Origin of the sequence: Vibrio sp. 1F253 (assembly GCF_041439295.1) — a bacterium.
Taxonomy (GTDB): Bacteria; Pseudomonadota; Gammaproteobacteria; order Enterobacterales; family Vibrionaceae; genus Vibrio; species Vibrio tasmaniensis_A.
In genome coordinates, this window is sequence record NZ_JBGONU010000006.1 from 132,357 (window position 1) to 147,491 (window position 15,135).

The following is a 15,135-nucleotide window of genomic DNA, read 5'->3' on the forward strand; positions in this document are numbered from 1 at the left end:
CAACCCTTTTACTGAATATCACTTAAGTTAACGTTAAGTTGTTACTTTTCTTTTAAGTGCTTGGCTGCTTGTGCATTGTCTTCAGCAAGCCACTCTGCAACATCTTTAGCGAAGTAAGTCAGAATGCCATCAGCACCAGCACGCTTAAAGCACAGCAGTGATTCCATAACGGTGTCGCGTTCTTTCAGCCAACCGTTTTGAATTGCTGCTTTGTGCATCGCATACTCACCAGACACTTGATAAGCATACGTTGGTGCTTGAAGTTCATGTTTCACACGACGCACGATGTCTAAGTAAGGCATGCCTGGCTTAACCATCACCATATCCGCACCTTCATTAAGATCCATTGCCACTTCGTGAATCGCTTCATCGCTGTTGGCAGGATCCATCTGGTAGTTCTTCTTATTACCACCTTTCAGGTTCGAAGCACTGCCGACTGCATCACGAAATGGGCCGTAATAACACGATGCGTATTTCGCAGAGTACGCCATAATCTGAGTATGAATATAACCCGCTTCCTCTAACGCTTCGCGGATCTTACCAATACGACCATCCATCATATCCGACGGAGCAACCACATCTGCACCGGCTTCAGCATGCGATAACGCCTGCTGAATCAACACTTCAGTCGTTTCATCATTCATCACGTAACCATCTTCATCGATGATGCCGTCCTGCCCGTGAGTAGTAAATGGGTCCAGTGCAACATCAGTAATCACACCCATATTTGGCACGTGCTCTTTTAATGAACGTACCGCACGCTGCACTAAACCTTCTGAATTATGAGCTTCAGCCGCGCATAAGCTTTTAGCATCTTGGTTCACGACCGGAAACAGAGCAATCGCCGGAACACCCAATTTTGACAGGTAATCCGCTTCTTCAAGCATCAGATCGATCGACAAGCGTTCAACACCCGGCATTGACTCGACAGGCTCGCGGCGGTCTTTACCCATCAGGATAAACATTGGGTAGATGAGGTCATCCACAGACAATTGATTTTCTGCCATTAGGCGACGGCTAAAGTCGTGTTTACGCATACGGCGCATACGGCGACCTGGGAATTGACCTTGAATTGAAACAGACACTAGATTCTCCTTGCCTAGTCTAAGCACCGAAATGCTTAGATATGAAAAGTGCTAAATACAGGCAAAAGCATATCACTGATGGCTCAGGACGCTAGCAGTAAAATATAAAACCCACTCAAAAACAGGGATAAATGGCAAAAAATGACCTTCTCCTCACACTGCCGTATACTCATGACAACTCAGTAAAGACTGCTTTCAGGACAAAATAATGATCGACACCCATGCTCATATTTACGCGAGCGAATTCGATGAAGACCGTGAACAAGTCGTGCAACGCGCACTGGCTCAAGGTATTGATACCATTCTATTGCCGAACATCGATTTAGAATCTATCGAGCCCATGTTAGCGACGGAAGCTCAGTTTCCTGATGTGTGTCGTTCAATGATGGGCTTACACCCTTGTTATGTGGATGCGAATATCGAGCAAACCCTCAAAACCATTCGAGCTTGGTTTGATAAACATGACTTTATCGCCGTGGGTGAGATTGGTATCGACTTGTACTGGGATAAAACCTTCAAGGCTGAACAAGAGATGGCTTTCGTGACTCAACTGCAGTGGGCAAAAGATCTAGACCTACCTGTCGTAATCCACACGCGTGATTCCATTGAAGAGACACTTGCCCTGCTTCGCCAAGAACAAGATGGCAGCTTACGTGGCGTATTCCACTGCTTTGGCAGCAGCTTAGAGGAAGCCCAGGCAATCAACGAGCTAGGCTTTCACTTAGGTTTAGGCGGTGTATCGACCTTTAAGAACTCAGGAATGGACAAAGTGATTCCACATCTTGATATGAATTACGTCATTCTAGAGACAGATTGCCCATACTTGGCACCAACACCGAATCGCGGTAAACGTAATGAGCCAGCCTACACGGAATTGGTAGCAAAACGCATCGCTGAATTGCGCGGGATTAGCCTTGAAGAGGTCGACACCACAACTTCAAAAAATGCTAGCACCCTCTTTAATATATAAGACCTTACTTCACATAATACTTTAGAGTTATTCATTGAAATGCATAGGTACATTGTTTAATATTGACGATTATAATAAATAAAAGTCAAATTGAGATGATTATGTGTAATCACACTATTCACTTACAACGTCAACATCGAACCCTATGGCATAAAATTTTGGGCATCAAAGAGCTCTATATATGTCAGAACTGTGGCTATCAGTTAAAGGTTCGATAAAATCGACATAATAAAAAAGCGGCCTCGGGCCGCTTTTTTATTGTGTGATTTTTGCTGAAGGGCTCTAGCAAATTATGTTCTTACAGCAGAATCAAGACTCAGCTTCTTCCTCTTCATCCGCATCTGGCTTACGCACATAGAAACGCGCGAAGAACAGACCAATCTCAAACAGAATACACATTGGAATCGCCAACAGTGTCTGCGAGATCATATCGGGAGGTGTCAGCATCATACCGACGATAAAAGCACCGACAACAATGTACGGACGCTTTTCAGACAGAGCCTTAGGTGTTGTCGCCCCCGTCCAACATAACAAGATAATCGCTACTGGTACTTCAAAGGCAATACCAAAAGCAAAGAACAGCGCGAGTACAAAATCGAGATAACTTGATATGTCTGTTGCGAACTCTACCTGCCCTAAGGAAATAGCCGTGAAGAAACTAAATACCAATGGGAATACTACGAAGTAAGCAAACGCCACACCACAGTAAAACAGCAAAGAACTTGAAGCCAATAGCGGCATGATCAAGCGTTTTTCATGCTTGTACAAACCCGGAGCAACAAAGGCCCACACCTGATACAAAATAAACGGCACCGCGACAAAAATAGACGCGATTAAGGTTAGTTTTAGCGGTGTAAAAAATGGCGATGCAACATCCGTTGCGATCATCGTCGCCCCTTCAGGCAGACGATCTACCAAAGGTGCTGATACGAATTCATAAATATCATTAGCAAAATAAATTAGCCCGACAAATATCACTAGAACGGCGACAATCGCGCGTAGTAGGCGATTACGTAATTCTAGAAGATGGCTAATTAAAGGCTGTGTCTGCTCAGTCGAAGACATGTCAAACCTCTTAAACAGGAAGATCGAAAAGGAGCCGCGCACCTATCTATCCAGTTGAATTGGTATCCACTTGAATAGTTATCTACTTGAATAGCTATCGATTTAAACATCTAGCGACTCAAGCATCTGGCGACTCCTCCTTGCGAGACTATTCGGCTTTCTTATCTGACGGTGCTGAAGCTTCGCTGTTGACCTGAATGGTTTCAGATTCCACAGTTTCCGTGACACTAGGTTCAGTCTCACTTGGCTTATCAGACTCAGGCTTAGCGTACGGACGTTGAACTTGAGCAGCGGCCTGCTTGAGTTCATCGACTGACGCTTTTAGGTCTGGAGATAAATCTTCCATACCCATTTTTTCCGCCTTGCGTAGGTTTTCTTGCAGCTCTTGCACCTTAAGCTCGTGAGAAAGTTCATCTTTCACACTGTTTGCCATGCTTTTCGCTTGTCCAACAAACTTGGAAATACTACGAATCGCCACGGGCAAACGCTCAGGTCCTAAAACCACTAACCCAACGACAGATATTAATACCAGTTCCCAAAAACCGATATCAAACACGATTTACGCCTGCTCTTTGTCTTTCTTTGTTTCAGCAGTTGTTTCAGCGCTAGCTTCTGTCTTCTGCTGTTCAATATTCTTTGGTTCAAAGTCTGCATCTTTCTTATCTGCAGGCTTGTCTTCATCGCTCATCGCTTTTTTGAAGCCTTTCACCGCTGAACCTAAGTCACCACCCATACCGCGCAGTTTCTTTGTTCCGAAAAGTAAAATTACAATTACAGCAATGATTAGAAGTTGCCAAATACTGATACCACCCATTGTCATTGTCCTCGGGTCTGTCTACACATAAAAAATATTAAGAGAGTCTACTGTCTAACGACGGTAAGCTCGCCAACTAAGCAACCAAAATGTGACACCTGCGATGCCACAGCCCATAGATAGCTGCTCATAAGGGCTTGAAACTAATATTGCGGAGCATACGACTAAAGTGGCTCCAACGCCAAACAAAAACTTTCCAGTTGCTTGCTGACGCTTACTATCTCGGTAACCTTGATAAAGCTGATCCATTCTGTGGTTCATCGCTTTACCTTGGCGTAAGCTGTCATAAAGCAGCTCTGGCAGCTCTGGCAGTTTTTCTGCCCAGAATGGCGCGCGCTCTTTTACTGCGTTGATCACAGCTTGCGGCCCTACCTGATTCATCATCCAGGTTTCAAGGAAAGGCTTAGCCGTCGCCCACAGATCAAGCTGCGGGTACAACTGGCGACCTAGGCCTTCCACATACAACAAGGTCTTCTGCAGAAGCACCAACTGAGGCTGAACCTCCATGTTGAAACGTCTTGCTGTATTAAATAAGTTTAGCAACACATGGCCAAATGAGATCTCGCCAAGTGGTTTTGCAAAAATTGGCTCACACACCATACGGATCGCGAACTCAAAATCATTGACGTTGGTGTCGTGTGGCACCCAACCCGAATCAACGTGCAGCTCGGCGACTTTACGATAATCTCGATTAAAGAAAGCCAACAGGTTCTCTGCTAAATAGCGCTTATCTTCACTGTTGAGCGTGCCGACAATGCCACAATCCAAACCAATCCACTGAGGGTTATCTGGATTCTCTGGGTTAACGAATACGTTGCCCGGGTGCATGTCTGCATGGAAAAAGCTGTCTCGGAATACTTGGGTGAAGAATACCGTCACGCCACGTTCCGCGAGCAATTTCATGTTGGTGCCGTTGGCTTCTAGCGTTTCAATATCGGATACTTGAATACCGTAGATACGCTCTGACACCATCAGGGTTTCGCTGCTTAGATCAGGGATAACCTCTGGAACATACAGCTCTTCACTGCCTTCAAAATTACGTCGTAGTTGAATCGCATTGGCCGCCTCTCGGCGCAGGTCTAGTTCATCAAGTAACGTTTTTTCGTACTCGTGAACGACTTCAACCGGTTTCAAACGACGTGCTTCAGGAAGCGACTTAGCGACTATACGCGCCATTCGGTGCATCAGTTTTAGATCTGCGTCAATCACCGGGCGAATATCAGGGCGAATAACCTTCAGAACAATCTCGCGACCACTCTCCTTGAGCTTTGCGGTATGCACCTGAGCGATAGAAGCAGAAGCCAATGGCTCGATATCAAAGTCGGTAAACCAGTTATCTAGGCTACCACCGAGCGCTTTTTCCATGTCTCGCTTAGCCAATTGACCATCAAATGGCGCCACTTGGTCTTGCAATAGTGCTAGCTGATCAGCGATATGAGGAGGAAATAGGTCGCGACGCGTTGACATCATCTGACCAAACTTAATCCAAACAGGCCCTAATTCTTGCAACGCTAAACGCAAGCGGTGGCCTAATTCTTTATCTTGATGCTTATTCTTGAGCCAAAACAGTGACTTTCGCGCCAGTAAAGGGGCTTTAGTCAACTGGTGCTCAGGCATCAATTCATCAAGGCCGTATTCCAACTGTACCTTGATAATATGATAAAGACGTTTCAGTTCTGTTGGGGTCATGCTTTCTCCAACAGAGCGTTCAATTTAGCTTCAAGACGTGCAGCTGAGCTTTTTACGTCATCAACCTGATCGCAAAAATGTGCCACTTCTAATGGCGCTGGTGCAATTTTCCACTCTTCAGTTAATACCTGAGCGAGATGGTTTTGATGCTTAGTCGCTTGCTTAGCTACAAGACCGCCAACATTCTTAACGCCTTGTACCAAGGTATGAGCAACCACATCGCCTGTCACTCGCGATAGCCACTCTTCCAAGTCAGGCTTGCAGTCTGTCATTAGCTGAGCAAATTTCTGAGCCAGTTGAATATCACCCTCTAAAATCAGCTTATCTTGCTTGATCAGTTTGGTGATGTTCGATTGCTCACGCAGTTCTGGCAGTACCGATAGGTTCAAAGATAGGTAGCAATCAGGTTGTCCTTCGTAGTCAGACAACACATCGATTTGTTGGCTAAAAACGAAAGTGAGAGTTTTATTCAGCTCTTTCAAATTAACTTGAATGATCTGCCCCTTTAAACGAGACAAACGACGAACCAAAGCTGGATCATCGTTCACGAAAGTATTTAAAGAGGTTTCAATAACCGCGGTGACCAATGGATCAAATGGCATGACTGTCCTTACCTTTGAAAACGGATAAGCGTTAACCTATCCGTTCTATCTTTATTCTTATTTTTAGCACACTCAACGAGCCTGCTACCAAGTTCGACTAGAACTTGTAACCACGGTGCAGCGCAACAATGCCGCCCGTTAGGTTGAAGTATTTAGTATTTTCAAAACCCGCTTCTTGCATCATGCCTTCCAAGGTTTCTTGGTTAGGGTGCATGCGGATAGATTCTGCAAGGTAACGATAGCTGTCTGCATCGTTAGCAATCAGCTCACCCATTTTTGGCAATAGGTGGAAAGAGTATGCATCGTAAACCTTTGATAGTGGCTCAAGCACTGGCTTAGAAAACTCAAGAACCAACAGACGACCGCCCGGCTTAAGTACGCGGTACATTGAACGCAGTGCTTGGTCTTTATCGGTTACGTTACGCAGACAGAAGCTGATGGTAATGCAATCGAAGTAGTTGTCAGGGAAAGGCAGTTCTTCAGCGTTTGCTTGAACATAATGTACATTGCCAACAATACCGCTATCACGCAGTTTATCGCGGCCAACATTCAGCATTGAGTTGTTGATATCAGCAAGAACCACGTGGCCTTTTTCACCAACGATGCGCGAGAATTTCGCAGTAAGGTCACCAGTACCACCACCAAGATCGAGGATACGTTGACCAGGGCGCACGCCACTGCAATCAATCGTGAATCGCTTCCACAAGCGGTGAACACCACCCGACATTAAGTCATTCATGATGTCGTATTTAGCGGCTACAGAGTGAAATACCTCTGCTACTTTCGCGACTTTTTGGTCTTTAGCGACTGTTTCGAAACCAAAGTGTGTGGTTTCTGACTCTACTGCTGAATTTGTCTGCACGCTTGTGTCCATAATGCTGTTATCTACCATGGTAAGTTCTCATCGACAGTACACTCTCTCTTTAGAGGCGCTGCGGCCGATTAGTTTACTTTATCCTCAGCGGGTTGTCTTTCTACTAAGGAGGCATTTTCTGAAAAAGCCTCATTTTGAGCGATTTCCGCCAAGCCAACCGAGATAGGTTTCTTCACCTCGACACCCAATTGCTTAAAGCTTTCGGCCTGACGAATCACATTACCACGACCAGTCACCAGCTTATTCATGGCACCTTGGTAGCTTTGGTTGGCTCTGTCTAATGAGCTACCAAGACCTTCCATATCATCAACAAACAAGCGCAGCTTGTCGTAAAGTTTGCTCGCCCGCTCTGCAATGATTTGTGCATTCTGGTTCTGTCTATCGTTGCGCCACAAGTTATCAATGGTACGCAGTGCCACCAGCAAGGTGGTTGGGCTAACCAAGATAATGTTTTGCTCCATCGCATCTTTAACTAAGCTAGGGTCGGCTTGAATCGCCACCTGAAACGCAGGTTCTACCGGAATAAACATCAACACGTAATCCAAGCTCTGTATGCCTTTGAGCTGATGATAATCCTTCTGGCTCAAGCCTTTAATATGCGCTCGCAGTGAAGCTAAATGATCACGCAGTGCTGCGTCGCGTTGTTGATCGGTCTCAGCGTTGAAGTAGCGCTCAAATGCCACCAAAGCCATTTTCGAATCGACCACCACCTGCTTATCTTGTGGCAAATGCACGATCACATCGGGTTGGTAACGCTTGCCGGCATCGTTTTGCAGGTTCACCTGCGTTTGATATTCATGGCCTTCTCGTAAGCCAGAATCCGCCAACACGCGAGCCAGCACCACTTCGCCCCAGTTCCCCTGCTGTTTGTTATCGCCCTTTAGTGCTTGGGTCAGGTTAACCGCTTCACGCGTCATGCTCTCATTGAGGCGCTGCAAGTTTTTAAGCTCATGCACTAAGGTGTGACGCTCTTTGGCTTCTTGACTGAAGCTATCATTAACCTGCTTCTTAAAGCCCTCTAACTGCTCTCTCAGCGGTGATAACAAACCCTCTAGGCTTTGCTTGTTCTGTTGATCGACCTTAGCGGTTTTGCTCTCAAACAGTTGATTCGCTAACAGTTCAAACTGCTGCTTCAATCGGGACTCTGCCTGCTCTAACAGCTGCAGTTTTTCACTGTTGGCGAGATTTTCTTGGTCGTGCCTAGCTTCTTGCTCGCGAAGCTCAGCCTCCAACTCAGACTTATGCTCCTTAAGAACATTGATATCATCGGCATACTGCTGACGCTCTTGCTTCACGGCTTCAAAATAGCGCAGCTTCTCCATCGCAGCCATCACCTTGCCATGCGCCTGCTTAAGTTCAAATGCCGCTTTGTCTCGATCATCATCCAACTCATTGAGCTCTTGTTGTGCCTCTGCGAGTGAAGATTTGAGCTGAGATTGTTGTGACTCATGCAGCAAACGGTCGGACTCTAATTGCTGTTCAAGAAGTCGCTGCTGAAAAGAGAACTTCTGTTTGATCCACCAACCCACGACACCGCCGCTGACGAGCGCGCCGGAAATAGCAGCAATAAGCGTTGCCTGATGTTCGATAATCCATTGCATGATAATGATTTAGCCTAATTGGAAATAACTCATTAAAGGGTATTTTGATACTGGATAAATGTCCAGTTTGCCGTATTAAAATTCGACAGATAGACTAAGCGCTCCGTATTCTGCCCCATCAAATTAGAATGAGTTGCTATGAACGAACGTCGTGCCTTGGGCTTTGGCCTTGCTGCGGTATTACTGTGGTCAACAGTCGCTACTGCTTTTAAGCTGACCCTTGCTGAGTTTTCACCGATTCAAATGCTGACCATCGCCAGCATTGTGTCGTCGATTGCGCTGATCGCAGTCTGCGCGTTTCAAGGCAAGCTTTCTCAGCTGAGTACCACGTTTCTTTCAAACCCTTGGTATTACTTACTGCTCGGTTTGGTTAACCCACTGGCCTATTACCTGATTCTATTCAAAGCCTACGACCTGCTGCCTGCATCTCAAGCTCAAGCCATTAACTACAGCTGGGCTATCACGCTAACCTTAATGGCTGCGGTGTTTCTGGGACAAAAGATTCGTAAACAAGATTGGATTGCGTGTACCTTCAGCTATGCGGGTGTGGTAGTCATTGCCACCAAAGGTGATGTATTAGGCATGCAGTTCGATAGCCCACTCGGTGTGGCACTGGCGCTGCTTTCAACCTTGCTTTGGGCGGGCTACTGGATTCTCAATACCAAAAACAAGGCTGACCCTGTGGTGGGTGTACTGCTTGGGTTCTTAGTGGCATTGCCCTTCGCGATCGGTTTAACCATTTACGAAGGCGAGAGTTTTAGCCAAATCACAGCGAAAGGTTGGATGGCTGTGACTTATGTTGGCCTGTTCGAGATGGGCATTACCTTTGTCTTGTGGCTATCAGCACTCAAGCTAACCAACAATACGGCACGTATCAGCAACCTAATTTTTGCCTCACCGTTTATTTCGCTAATGCTACTTTCAACCATCATTGGCGAAGAGATTCACCCAGCGACACTGTTTGGCTTACTGCTAATCATTGCTGGTTTGGTGATTCAACAGATCAAGTTTTCAAAGAAAAACCCTACGTAAATAAGAGCTAAAAGACTCGATTGAGCACGAAAAGCTATCGATATAGTCTAATTTTCTCAATTAGATGTTAGATACAAAAATGGCGAGTCATATGACTCGCCATTTTTCTGTAAGATAACATTAAGTTGTAAGTCTCAATGTTCGATATTCAACCGTTGTTTTTCATATCAAATTTGGACTTAAATATCATGAAAAACAAGATCATAAATATAAAATCATTTACGCCATAAATTGTGTAAAACACGCCAGCCATCGTATCCGCTTCATATACTGGTGATAGCGTATTATTGGAAAGCCAATTCACCCAAACAACCACATAAACCAACTTTTCAATAAAGAAAGCACCAGCAAGATATTTGATGTTCGCATTGATTGTTGCAGCCCCAAGGTACGCAAAACCCCAAACGACGATCATAATCAGTCCAAAGTTGGACATTACTACGGGATCGGCTTCGTTAATGGCACTATTCGTAAAAAAGCGTGAAAACAGTAAAACAGCACCAACATTCATCGCTCCTGCTGCCAATAGAATGCTTTTTACTTTTGTCTGATTCATTGCAAACCCCTCATTTAAATAAGTAAAACATCAATCACTTATAATCTTTATCATTTGTGACGAAGTCATTCTTTCTACTGACTGAAAATGTTCTAAATGAATAAGCTTAGCCAGTGCCATCGCCACTGTGCTAGACGTTTTGGCCTGCAACCCAACCAGACGACCACGTCCATTGGAAGTTATAGCCCCCTAACCAACCCGTTACGTCCATTACTTCACCGATGAAATAGAGGCCAGGCACACTCTTACACTCCATGGTTTTCGAAGATAGGTGATCAGTATCCACTCCGCCTAGAGTCACTTCGGCAGTTCGATAACCTTCCGTGCCATTTGGTGCAATTTTCCAGTTCTCTAGGTGCTCAACGATGCCACTAAGCTGCTTTTCGTTGAACTGTTTAAGCGGCTTGTCTTCAAGCTCTTTACGATCAATCAGCACTTCCACAAAACGCTTTGGTAGTGCTTTCGCCAAGGTATTTTTCAAACTCTGATTTGGGTGTTTCTCGCGAGAATTCTCAAGCAACTCGGCAACGTCTACTTCAGGTACTAGGTTAATAGAAACCGATTGACCCGCTTTCCAGAATGAAGAGATTTGCAGTACCGAAGGACCAGATAAGCCGCGGTGCGTAAACAGCAACGCTTCTTTAAATAAAGTGCCGTCTTGCGCTGTGATCTCAGCAGGAATTGCGATACCAGAAAGCTCAGCGAAAGCTTCTTTGTCTTCTTTATGCAGAGTGAATGGCACTAAACCTGCGGTAGTTGGCATTACAGACAAACCAAACTGCTCTGCAATCTTATAGCCAAATGGCGTTGCGCCTAGCTTGGGCATAGACAAACCGCCTGTCGCTACAACGAGTGAGTCACACTCAACTTCGTCGGTATTGAGGTGCATCTTGAAGCCAGCGTCTGTTTTTTCGATGGAGTGAACATCACAACGGTAGCGTTGTTCGACTTTAGCTTGCTTACACTCGTCAAGCAGCATGCTCACGATGTCTTTTGCTGTGTGGTCATTCACACAGAACAACTGACCGTGATCGCGCTCTTCGAACTCAATGCCGTACTTGCTCACCATCGAGATAAAATCCCAGTTGGTGTATTGAGATAAAGCTGACTTCACGAAGTGAGGGTTGTTACACAGGAAATTGTTGGCTGAAACATCATAGTTAGTAAAGTTACAACGACCGCCACCTGAGATTAAAATTTTTCTGCCCGGTTTCTTTGCATGATCAACCACCAGCACTCGTCGGCCGCGTTTGCCCGCTTCCGCAGCACACATTAAGCCAGCGGCACCCGCACCAATTACGATTACATCAAATTTTTCACTCATGTGGTTCTGCTTTTCTTCACTTGTGCAGCCCGAGTACGCCCTGTTCTCGAAATGCCATCAATAAAAAAGGATGTGCATAAACAGCACATCCTTACTAATTGCTCGCTATTTTAGCGGCAATTTTAAACTTTGCAATTGATGTTCAATTGTACAATTTGCAGACAGCAGCAAGCCACTGTTTGGCTTGGCGAACCAACAACCGAAGCTTTACACCAAAAATCTAAGCTCTACTTCAATCGTACTAAATGACTTAGACGATGAAAGAAGACAGCAAGGTTACACCTAACAGAGCAGAAGAGAGTATGAATAACTGCCTTACACGATCGCACTTCGACGTAAAAACTTCGTCGTGATGGTGGTGATACTCTTTGCTTTTGATGTAACTAAACAGGCGAACCTGTTTGGTCATATTGCCATGGGTTGTGAAAAAACCACCTCCATCTACTTGTTGATATAGTAGAGGGTGTGCTTCTCGCATAATATAAATGAGTGTTCTTAGCGCAGTAAAGTAACGCGCCCAGTTCACACAAGTCACAACCATTAGTGCAAATAGAATAGTGTCGCCGCTGATCATCCTTTCCTCCTTACATCTTCATAAGAAAACTCAAAAGAAAAAGATAATCAGTGTCTTTCTCGTACTACCTAAACGGCAGGAGCTTCCATAATTGAAGATGAACCATCTTTTGCCAATTGCGCTAGGTCTTTATCAATAAAGAACAGTGCTTTACCGTCTTCACCAACAAGCTCTAGCTTATCCAATACACCTTTAAACAACTTCTCTTCTTCGTGTTGCTCTGCAACGTACCATTGCAGGAAGTTAAAGGTTGAGTAATCTTGTGTGCTGAAAGCAACGTGAGCCAGTTTGTTGATCTTTTGAGTAATCATTTGCTCATGTTCGTAAGTTTCACGGAACACAGCCCCAAGGCTATCAAATTCATGTTTTGGCGCTTCAATCGCACCTAAAATTGGCATTGCACCTGTCTCACTTACGTAAGTAAAAAGACGCTGCATGTGTTCCATTTCTTCGACTGCATGAACACGCAGAAACTCTGCTGCACCTTCAAATCCTTTATCTTCACACCAAGCACTCATTTGTAAGTATAGGTTGGATGAGAAAAATTCTAGATTAATTTGATCGTTCAGTTGCTCTACCATAGTTTTTGATAGCATTTAAGACTCCTAATTACATCTTCAGTTTTCTCTACTATATCACTATTTTATGAATATCTCGCAGGCCATTAGTTAACCAATATTTCGAGCAAACATTACGCAAGACAGTGGATATGAGATCACTTCAGCAAAAAAAGGGATTGCATAGTGCTAGTCTTTAGTTAGGCAATGAATAGAAGAGGTAGCGATATGAGTTACAAACATATTTTGGTCGCAGTCGATTTATCAGATGACAGCAAATTACTTGTGGATAAAGCGGTAGCATTGGCTAAGCCATTGGAAGCCAAAGTCTCTTTTATCCATATCGATATTAATTATGCAGAGCTCTATACCGGCCTTATTGATATCAACATGGCAGAAACCCAGCACAACGCGATGGAAGCATCTCGAGTTCAGCTACAAAATTTTGCAGAACACGCTCAATACCCGATTACCCACACCTTAGTGGGCAGCGGCGACCTGAGTCATGAACTGTGTGACACCATCAATGAATTCAATGTTGATTTAGTGGTTTGTGGGCACCATCAAGACTTCTGGAGCAAATTGCTCTCTTCAACACGACAACTGATCAATGCCTCGCCGGTTGATATGCTGGTCGTGCCTCTAAGAGATTCAGAAGACTAATGAATTAAGGTTAGGTAACATACAGCTCATATCTTATTAACGAAGTTTTTATATGAGCTATTTAGCTAGTGTTACCCTCTTATGGGCCTTCTCTTTTAGCCTGATCGGCGTGTACCTTGCTGGTCAGGTTGATTCTTGGTTCTCTGTATTAATGCGTGTTGCCCTTGCTGGCATTGTATTTCTTCCTTTCCTGAAGTTTCGAGGTATCTCGCGTAAGCTGATCGCTAAGTTGATGGCTATTGGTGGTATCCAGCTTGGGCTGATGTACTGCTTCTATTACCAGTCTTTCTTGCTGCTATCCGTTCCTGAAGTCCTTCTGTTTACCGTTTTTACCCCAATTTACGTCACGCTTATTTATGACTTCCTCAAAGGACAATTCTCTCCGTGGTATTTAGTGACAGCGGCGATTGCTGTATTGGGCGCTGTATTCATTAAATTCGCGGGTATCAACGAAAACTTTTTAGTCGGTTTCCTCGTAGTCCAAGGTGCAAACCTGTGCTTTGCTATCGGCCAAGTTGCTTACAAAGTAGTGATGGAGAAGGAATCGACAGAGTTACCTCAGCGCACAGTATTTGGTTACTTCTATTTGGGTGCGTTATGCGTCGCTTCGGTTGCTTTCATACTCTTAGGTAACCCTGAGAAGCTGCCAACAACCACGCTTCAATGGGGCATCCTGATTTACCTTGGCTTGATTGCTTCGGGGTTAGGTTACTTTATGTGGAATAAAGGTGCATGCATGGTGAATGCTGGTGCACTGGCTGTAATGAACAACGCCTTAGTTCCAGCTGGCCTTGTAGTAAACATCCTGATTTGGAACAGAGACGTCGACTTGGTTCGATTGGCCATTGGCGGCGCGGTTATCTTGTTCTCTCTGTTCGTCAACGAAACATGGGTGAAAAAGCGTGTTGCGAGATCCACAAGCAACGCCTAACCGCTTTCACTGAGCGAAGCGAACTAAACTAAGCTAAATGAACTGAGCTAAATGAATTGGCTCGGATAACCCCAAAAAGCAAAAGAGCGACCTTAGGTCGCTCTTTTTAAATCATCGTTGTAGCAATAAGTTATCCGTACCAGTTTCAGTGAATGTGACTATGGCTCACTACCTGAGTCTTAGTTTCAGTGAAAGCGACGTCATCAAGTTGTAGGTTGATACGTTCAAGGTGACTTTCCAGTTTTTGACTTTTCTTAAACAGTTTTTGCTGCTTCTTAATCATCTTCGCGAGCTTTTTGTTGTACTTCTCTTGTTTCTTAGCCGCTTTCTTCGCTCGCTTGAGGTCGGCTTTTTCATCACCACTCGCATTAGCGATTCGTTTTTTCAGTTTGGCTTTTTTCTGTGATGCATTTTTATCTACAACATTAGGGGCAATATCAGCAGCGGCTGGATCGAACATTTGTACGCTCGGCTCAATTGTCTCGCTGATTTCCGCAAGCGATAACTCTGGTGCAGGTAATGTTTCCGCTAGTAGGCCGCATGCGGCTTTTTCTTCAACGGGTTTATTTTGACAGCCAAGAGGTGGAATTGCGGTTGGTTTGCATAGGTTCGCTTGATCCGCCGAAGAACGCGCACAAGAACGACACACAAATTTAGGTTCAGTAACCAAGCTGTGGATCTCTCCTAGGTGTTCAGTGATATCTCGACGGTTTAACTTACAAAAGCGTTTAGCCATGCTACAACTCCAGCTAAGAATAATAATGATTCTTAGTTAGATATACATCCGTAACGCGACTA

General features: G+C 44.8%; 17 protein-coding genes. 4 read left to right on the top strand and 13 right to left on the bottom strand.

All coding sequences use genetic code 11. The features are described 5' to 3' along the window. Positions 1 to 41: 41 nt before the first annotated feature. On the bottom strand, positions 42 to 1,085 hold the full coding sequence (hemB, locus tag ACED28_RS05240; protein ID WP_009848049.1) for a porphobilinogen synthase: 1,044 nt from the start codon (positions 1,083 to 1,085) through the stop codon (positions 42 to 44). A gap of 208 nt (positions 1,086 to 1,293) precedes the next feature. Between hemB and ACED28_RS05245 the strand changes: the two genes are divergently transcribed. Next, positions 1,294 to 2,055, top strand: coding sequence for a TatD family hydrolase (locus ACED28_RS05245; RefSeq protein ID WP_371709450.1), 762 nt, complete (start codon positions 1,294 to 1,296; stop codon positions 2,053 to 2,055). A gap of 309 nt (positions 2,056 to 2,364) precedes the next feature. On the opposite strand, the gene tatC is transcribed toward ACED28_RS05245, so the two are convergent. The 7 genes from tatC to rmuC form a co-directional block, all read right to left on the bottom strand. Beyond that, complete coding sequence (gene tatC / locus ACED28_RS05250) at positions 2,365 to 3,120, bottom strand: twin-arginine translocase subunit TatC (RefSeq protein ID WP_009848051.1); 756 nt, start codon at positions 3,118 to 3,120, stop codon at positions 2,365 to 2,367. A 148-nt stretch (positions 3,121 to 3,268) separates the two neighbouring features. Further along, the gene (gene tatB, locus ACED28_RS05255; protein WP_004735566.1) at positions 3,269 to 3,676 is read right to left on the bottom strand and encodes a Sec-independent protein translocase protein TatB; all 408 of its coding nucleotides are present in this window, start codon (positions 3,674 to 3,676) and stop codon (positions 3,269 to 3,271) included. A gap of 3 nt (positions 3,677 to 3,679) precedes the next feature. Then, complete coding sequence (gene tatA / locus ACED28_RS05260; protein WP_009848052.1) at positions 3,680 to 3,934, bottom strand: Sec-independent protein translocase subunit TatA; 255 nt, start codon at positions 3,932 to 3,934, stop codon at positions 3,680 to 3,682. A 54-nt stretch (positions 3,935 to 3,988) separates the two neighbouring features. Then, complete coding sequence (ubiB, locus tag ACED28_RS05265) at positions 3,989 to 5,623, bottom strand: ubiquinone biosynthesis regulatory protein kinase UbiB (protein ID WP_065679637.1); 1,635 nt, start codon at positions 5,621 to 5,623, stop codon at positions 3,989 to 3,991. Continuing rightward, the gene (locus ACED28_RS05270; RefSeq protein WP_017099242.1) at positions 5,620 to 6,225 is read right to left on the bottom strand and encodes an SCP2 domain-containing protein; all 606 of its coding nucleotides are present in this window, start codon (positions 6,223 to 6,225) and stop codon (positions 5,620 to 5,622) included. Before ACED28_RS05270 ends, ubiB begins: the two co-directional genes overlap by 4 nt. Positions 6,226 to 6,322: 97 nt before the next feature. Beyond that, complete coding sequence (gene ubiE, locus ACED28_RS05275) at positions 6,323 to 7,102, bottom strand: bifunctional demethylmenaquinone methyltransferase/2-methoxy-6-polyprenyl-1,4-benzoquinol methylase UbiE (protein ID WP_029222994.1); 780 nt, start codon at positions 7,100 to 7,102, stop codon at positions 6,323 to 6,325. 65 nt (positions 7,103 to 7,167) lie between these two features. Then, positions 7,168 to 8,700, bottom strand: a complete 1,533-nt coding sequence (gene rmuC / locus ACED28_RS05280; RefSeq protein WP_371709452.1) for a DNA recombination protein RmuC — start codon at positions 8,698 to 8,700, stop codon at positions 7,168 to 7,170. Between the two features lie 138 nt (positions 8,701 to 8,838). On the opposite strand from rmuC, the gene ACED28_RS05285 reads away from it, so the two are divergent. Continuing rightward, positions 8,839 to 9,732: a DMT family transporter gene (locus ACED28_RS05285; RefSeq protein WP_017099240.1), complete on the top strand. Its 894-nt coding sequence runs from the start codon at positions 8,839 to 8,841 to the stop codon at positions 9,730 to 9,732. A gap of 148 nt (positions 9,733 to 9,880) precedes the next feature. On the opposite strand, the gene ACED28_RS05290 is transcribed toward ACED28_RS05285, so the two are convergent. The 4 genes from ACED28_RS05290 to ftnA all read right to left on the bottom strand — a co-directional run bounded on the left by ACED28_RS05290 (position 9,881) and on the right by ftnA (position 12,782). Then, on the bottom strand, positions 9,881 to 10,288 hold the full coding sequence (locus ACED28_RS05290; protein WP_371701480.1) for a hypothetical protein: 408 nt from the start codon (positions 10,286 to 10,288) through the stop codon (positions 9,881 to 9,883). Between the two features lie 130 nt (positions 10,289 to 10,418). Beyond that, positions 10,419 to 11,612: an NAD(P)/FAD-dependent oxidoreductase gene (locus ACED28_RS05295; protein WP_269337755.1), complete on the bottom strand. Its 1,194-nt coding sequence runs from the start codon at positions 11,610 to 11,612 to the stop codon at positions 10,419 to 10,421. Between the two features lie 250 nt (positions 11,613 to 11,862). Beyond that, entirely contained in the window at positions 11,863 to 12,186 is a 324-nt protein-coding gene (gene uspB / locus ACED28_RS05300) for a universal stress protein UspB (protein ID WP_009848060.1), read from the bottom strand. Positions 12,187 to 12,254: 68 nt separating this feature from the next. Then, positions 12,255 to 12,782, bottom strand: a complete 528-nt coding sequence (gene ftnA / locus ACED28_RS05305; RefSeq protein ID WP_004735556.1) for a non-heme ferritin — start codon at positions 12,780 to 12,782, stop codon at positions 12,255 to 12,257. 189 nt (positions 12,783 to 12,971) lie between these two features. Here ftnA and uspA point away from each other — a divergent pair, with 189 nt between their 5' ends. Then, complete coding sequence (uspA, locus tag ACED28_RS05310) at positions 12,972 to 13,406, top strand: universal stress protein UspA (protein WP_009848061.1); 435 nt, start codon at positions 12,972 to 12,974, stop codon at positions 13,404 to 13,406. 52 nt (positions 13,407 to 13,458) lie between these two features. Next, positions 13,459 to 14,337: a carboxylate/amino acid/amine transporter gene (locus tag ACED28_RS05315; protein WP_086050313.1), complete on the top strand. Its 879-nt coding sequence runs from the start codon at positions 13,459 to 13,461 to the stop codon at positions 14,335 to 14,337. Positions 14,338 to 14,482: 145 nt separating this feature from the next. On the opposite strand, the gene ACED28_RS05320 is transcribed toward ACED28_RS05315, so the two are convergent. Then, a complete protein-coding gene (locus ACED28_RS05320; protein WP_017101121.1) occupies positions 14,483 to 15,073 on the bottom strand; it encodes a hypothetical protein in 591 nt (196 codons plus the stop codon). Positions 15,074 to 15,135 lie beyond the last annotated feature (62 nt).

Excerpts from the sequence above, each read along its gene's own strand:
- ACED28_RS05245 (WP_371709450.1), top strand. The coding sequence starts at position 1,294 with ATGATCGACACCCATGCTCATATTTACGCGAGCGAATTCGATGAAGAC.
- tatC (WP_009848051.1), bottom strand. The coding sequence starts at position 3,120 with ATGTCTTCGACTGAGCAGACACAGCCTTTAATTAGCCATCTTCTAGAA.
- tatA (WP_009848052.1), bottom strand. The coding sequence starts at position 3,934 with ATGGGTGGTATCAGTATTTGGCAACTTCTAATCATTGCTGTAATTGTA.
- ubiB (WP_065679637.1), bottom strand. The coding sequence starts at position 5,623 with ATGACCCCAACAGAACTGAAACGTCTTTATCATATTATCAAGGTACAG.
- ACED28_RS05270 (WP_017099242.1), bottom strand. The coding sequence starts at position 6,225 with ATGCCATTTGATCCATTGGTCACCGCGGTTATTGAAACCTCTTTAAAT.
- rmuC (WP_371709452.1), bottom strand. The coding sequence starts at position 8,700 with ATGCAATGGATTATCGAACATCAGGCAACGCTTATTGCTGCTATTTCC.
- ACED28_RS05285 (WP_017099240.1), top strand. The coding sequence starts at position 8,839 with ATGAACGAACGTCGTGCCTTGGGCTTTGGCCTTGCTGCGGTATTACTG.
- ACED28_RS05290 (WP_371701480.1), bottom strand. The coding sequence starts at position 10,288 with ATGAATCAGACAAAAGTAAAAAGCATTCTATTGGCAGCAGGAGCGATG.
- ACED28_RS05295 (WP_269337755.1), bottom strand. The coding sequence starts at position 11,612 with ATGAGTGAAAAATTTGATGTAATCGTAATTGGTGCGGGTGCCGCTGGC.
- uspB (WP_009848060.1), bottom strand. The coding sequence starts at position 12,186 with ATGATCAGCGGCGACACTATTCTATTTGCACTAATGGTTGTGACTTGT.
- ftnA (WP_004735556.1), bottom strand. The coding sequence starts at position 12,782 with ATGCTATCAAAAACTATGGTAGAGCAACTGAACGATCAAATTAATCTA.
- uspA (WP_009848061.1), top strand. The coding sequence starts at position 12,972 with ATGAGTTACAAACATATTTTGGTCGCAGTCGATTTATCAGATGACAGC.
- ACED28_RS05315 (WP_086050313.1), top strand. The coding sequence starts at position 13,459 with ATGAGCTATTTAGCTAGTGTTACCCTCTTATGGGCCTTCTCTTTTAGC.
- ACED28_RS05320 (WP_017101121.1), bottom strand. The coding sequence starts at position 15,073 with ATGGCTAAACGCTTTTGTAAGTTAAACCGTCGAGATATCACTGAACAC.